Source organism: Flavobacterium sp., from assembly GCF_049318185.1.
Taxonomy (GTDB): Bacteria; Bacteroidota; Bacteroidia; order Flavobacteriales; family Flavobacteriaceae; genus Flavobacterium.
This window is the reverse complement of the sequence record NZ_JBMOGV010000147.1, coordinates 1-4,122: the sequence shown is the minus strand read 5'-3', so window position 1 is coordinate 4,122 and position 4,122 is coordinate 1. Positions and strand designations below refer to the sequence as shown.

Below are 4,122 nucleotides of genomic sequence, written 5' to 3'. Positions count from 1 at the left end.
TAAATCAAGGTATTTACTTCGCAAAAGTTACAGATTCAAATCTTAACGAAAAAACTATAAAATTAATTAAAGAATAATTTTTATTTATTTTATAAATAGACATCTCCTAGTGCGAAATAATTAATGAGTTAATAGTCACTTGATGTTGTAAAAAAAACATTCAAATGTTTAAAATAGTATTGATAAATTTAAATCATATTCATATGGTTTAATTGGGAAACTAATATTGATAAACTAATTTTACCCGAATTTGATGTGTATGAAATAATTAAAAAAAGGGACTCTAGATGAGTCCCTTTTTGTTTAACAATTACGAATTACAACATTAATATTATTTTTAAATCAATATTAAAGTTATTTGTTTTATCTCTCATAGAACTGACTGAAATCTTTATCATTATATAAATCTAAAGAGGTATGAATGGCTGATACCAAAGCATCCAAAATTTGTTCATTGTTTTTAAAATCTTCAACATCAATAGTGAAGACTAAGTTAAAGTTTTAGAATTTTTGATAATATATTTTTAATAATAAATATCATGAAATAATAAAAAACACTACCATTATAATAGTTTAAGCAACCATGTTGAATAAGAAAAATTAACTAGGATTAACTATCGATAACACCTATTGGGGGAATAATAGGGGAATATAAAAAATTAAAAACCCTCAAAACATAGATTTTAAGGGTTTTATAATTTGTAAAAGTGCGGGTAATAGGACTCGAACCTACACGCCTTGCGGCACCAGATCCTAAGTCTGGCATGTCTACCAATTTCACCATACCCGCAAAATTGATTGTATCAATAAGTGGGTGCAAATATAATCATATCTTCAAACTTTCAAAGTAAAATAGTTAAAAAAATCAGAAGCATTTTTTGTACTTTTGATTCTTATCAAACTTAAATCCATGGACAACATAAAAAATTACGTTCAACAACATAAAGAACGTTTTATCAATGAATTAATAGAACTATTAAAAATCCCTTCCGTAAGCGCAGATACCGCTTATGCTCACGATGTTATTGTTACAGCAGATGCCGTAAAAACTAGTCTTGAAAAAGCCGGTTGCCAACACGTGGAAATTTGTGAAACACCAGGTTATCCCATTGTTTTTGGGGAACATATTATTGACAACAACTTGCCAACGGTTTTAGTTTATGGTCATTATGATGTGCAACCACCAGACCCCATGGAACTTTGGACTTCACCACCCTTTGAACCTGTAATCAAAACAACTGAAATTCATCCTGATGGGGCTATTTTTGCTCGTGGTGCTTGTGATGATAAAGGGCAAATGTATATGCATGTCAAAGCTTTTGAATATATGATTCAGAGTAATTCGCTTCCATGCAACGTAAAATTTATGATTGAAGGCGAAGAAGAAGTGGGTTCAAAAAGCCTGAGTTGGTTTGTAGAAAACAATCAAGAGAAATTAGCTTGTGATGTTATTTTAATTTCAGATACTGGAATGATATCCAATCAACAACCAAGTATTACGACAGGTTTACGTGGTTTGAGCTACGTTGAAGTGGAAGTTACAGGACCCAATCGCGACTTACACTCAGGATTATATGGTGGCGCTGTGGCTAATCCAATCAATGTGTTGACAAAAATGATTGCGTCACTTCACGATGAAAACAACCACATCACCATTCCAGGGTTTTACGATAACGTAGAAGAATTAACCACCGCCGAAAGAGCCGAAATGGCAAAAGCGCCCTTCTCCTTAGAACACTATAAAAAAGCTTTAGCTATAGAAGATATTTATGGTGAAACTGGTTATGTAACTAATGAAAGAAATTCTATTCGTCCCACTTTAGATGTCAATGGAATTTGGGGTGGCTATACTGGCGAAGGTGCCAAAACAGTAATTGCTAGTAAAGCTTTCGCAAAAATATCGATGCGTTTGGTACCCAATCAAGATTGGGAGGAAATTACAACACTATTTACTAAACATTTTGAAAGTATTGCGCCAAAATCAGTAAAAGTAAAAGTTACTCCTCATCATGGTGGGCAAGGCTATGTTACTCCCATAGACAGCATTGGCTATAAGGCAGCTAATAAAGCATATACCGAGACTTTTGGCGTGCCAGCCATACCTGTTCGGTCTGGAGGAAGCATTCCAATTGTAGCGTTGTTTGAAAAAGAATTAAAATCGAAAACTATATTAATGGGATTTGGTCTAGATAGCGATGCCATTCACTCGCCCAACGAACATTTTGGGATTTTTAATTACCTAAAAGGCATTGAAACGATACCGCTGTTTTACAAATATTTTGTGGAGTTGAGTAAATAAATCAATGTAAGAAAGGCAATAGGGATAAGGCAAAAGGCATTAGCTAGGAATTTCTTTTACTTATCCCTTTTCTATTATCTCTTTTAACTCTTCTCAATTTCATCCCGAAGTTTTTTTGTCAACCCTCTGTAAACCATATCATAAGAGTGATTGATTAATTCACACATCATTTTATCGTTGACATCAGAATTAAAATCAACCGTATTCCAATTTGTTTTGTTCATGTGAAATCCTGGAGTGACACCTTCATATTCGGCACGAAGTTCCTCAGCACGTTCTGGATTGCATTTTAAATTTACGGATGGTGTTCCGTTTTCCCATTCTTTTAATGACGATAAGGCAAACATTTTTCCTCCGACTTTGAAGACCAAAGTATCTTCGTCAAAAGGGAAGTGTTCGGTAACACCTTTCTTGGAAAGACAATATTCGTAGAGTTGTTGAATATTCATTTTTAAAGTTTTCCGTTTCAGTTTTCAGTCGCAGTTTTGGTCACTGAGTCTAACAACTGAATACTATTTAATTTTCTCCATCATTTTTTCTGGATGTGCCAAACTTTTAAATCCAAATTTTTGATATAAAAAGTGAGCATCCGAAGTAGCTAAACGCCAAATTTTGATTTCTTGCAATTGGGGTTCTTTCATCATTGTGTCAATCAAGATGGAAGCATATCCTTTTCCACGATGGGTTTCTTCAATAAATACATCCATTACATAAGCAAAAACAACATAATCGGTAATCACCCGACAAAATCCAATCTGTTGATCATTTAAATAAATACCGAAACAAAAGGAAGCGTCAATTGTAGTTTGAACTTCGTCTATTGTTCGACCCGCTGCCCAATACACGTCTTTCAAAAAATTTTGAAGGAATAAAATATTCAATTTGCTTTTATCTGTGGAAACGGTTATCATTTTGATTTTAGATTGATGATTAACGATTTTTGACTGTAGATTTTTATTCTTAATTCAAAAATCTTCATTCTTCAATCTTATATACTATTGGTTTACTCGGCGAAGCATCATTTTCGAAAGAGGCGATTTGCAAATTCAAAATATAACTTCCGTCTTTGATAGCATCTGAAACAAAAATCATTTCCGTTATCGTGCAATGCAATCGTGCATCCGAATTTAATTCATCGACATTCTTCACATTCCAAAAAGCTTTGTGTGCCACTAATTTTCCATCGTCTTCTTCCCTATCTACGCTAGGTAAATCAATCAACAAATGTTGTATTCCGATATCCCTGATGAACTCAGCGGCTTCCTCCGAAAGATATGGCGGATTAGTTTTGGAATAGTTTTTATGCTTTTTGCTTTCCGAATTGGGCAAGGTTCTGATGATAATTGCCTCGGGAGTTTTGCCGTTTAAAGCTTTGTCTATTTGGTGTTTTGTAATAATTAAATCTCCATTTAAGTTTTCGGGCTCAATAGAAATCAACTCAGCTGTAAAGAAAAACTGTATCAAACATTGATTAATACTGTAAAACTCCTTGGTGATATGCCCCAAACATTCTGTATGCGTTCCGTGTCCGTGTGGATTGAAGAAAATATTATTGAAATTAGTTGAGCTTCCTTCCGAAACTTTTCCAACCCAATCACCAAATCTCACTGGTTCAATTGTTGGTTTTTCTATATACCACGCAATCGGATTAGCATCAGTATTAGACAATGGAATAGCTATATCAAGAGGTTTTGATAGGTCGATTTTAAAGGTATTGTTAATTTGTGCTTTCATTTATGCTGAACTTGTTTCAGCATCTTTCGATGCATTTTATTTTCCTATTGAACTTGTTTCAGCATCTTTCGATGCATTTTATTTTCCTA

The 4,122-nt window shown here is 33.7% G+C and carries 4 protein-coding genes and 1 tRNA gene; 1 reads left to right on the top strand and 4 read right to left on the bottom strand.

What is annotated here, in order from left to right; genetic code table 11:
* Window positions 1-708 precede the first annotated feature (708 nt).
* Window positions 709-790 (bottom strand) — tRNA-Leu (locus ACOYLT_RS10460).
* Window positions 791-910: 120 nt separating this feature from the next.
* Between ACOYLT_RS10460 and ACOYLT_RS10455 the strand changes: the two genes are divergently transcribed.
* Window positions 911-2,299, top strand: coding sequence for a dipeptidase (locus tag ACOYLT_RS10455; RefSeq protein WP_422853792.1), 1,389 nt, complete (start codon window positions 911-913; stop codon window positions 2,297-2,299).
* A gap of 83 nt (window positions 2,300-2,382) precedes the next feature.
* Here the strand turns inward: ACOYLT_RS10455 and ACOYLT_RS10450 are convergent, their stop codons facing one another.
* The 3 genes from ACOYLT_RS10450 to ACOYLT_RS10440 all read right to left on the bottom strand — a co-directional run bounded on the left by ACOYLT_RS10450 (window position 2,383) and on the right by ACOYLT_RS10440 (window position 4,033).
* Entirely contained in the window at window positions 2,383-2,748 is a 366-nt protein-coding gene (locus ACOYLT_RS10450) for an MmcQ/YjbR family DNA-binding protein (protein WP_422853791.1), read from the bottom strand.
* Window positions 2,749-2,811: 63 nt separating this feature from the next.
* Window positions 2,812-3,210 (bottom strand): GNAT family N-acetyltransferase, encoded by a 399-nt coding sequence (locus tag ACOYLT_RS10445; protein ID WP_422853790.1) that lies wholly within the window; start codon window positions 3,208-3,210, stop codon window positions 2,812-2,814.
* A 64-nt stretch (window positions 3,211-3,274) separates the two neighbouring features.
* Window positions 3,275-4,033 carry a cyclase family protein gene (locus tag ACOYLT_RS10440; protein WP_422853789.1) on the bottom strand — a complete coding sequence of 253 codons (759 nt, stop codon included), beginning with the start codon at window positions 4,031-4,033 and terminating at the stop codon, window positions 3,275-3,277.
* Window positions 4,034-4,122: the final 89 nt, after the last annotated feature.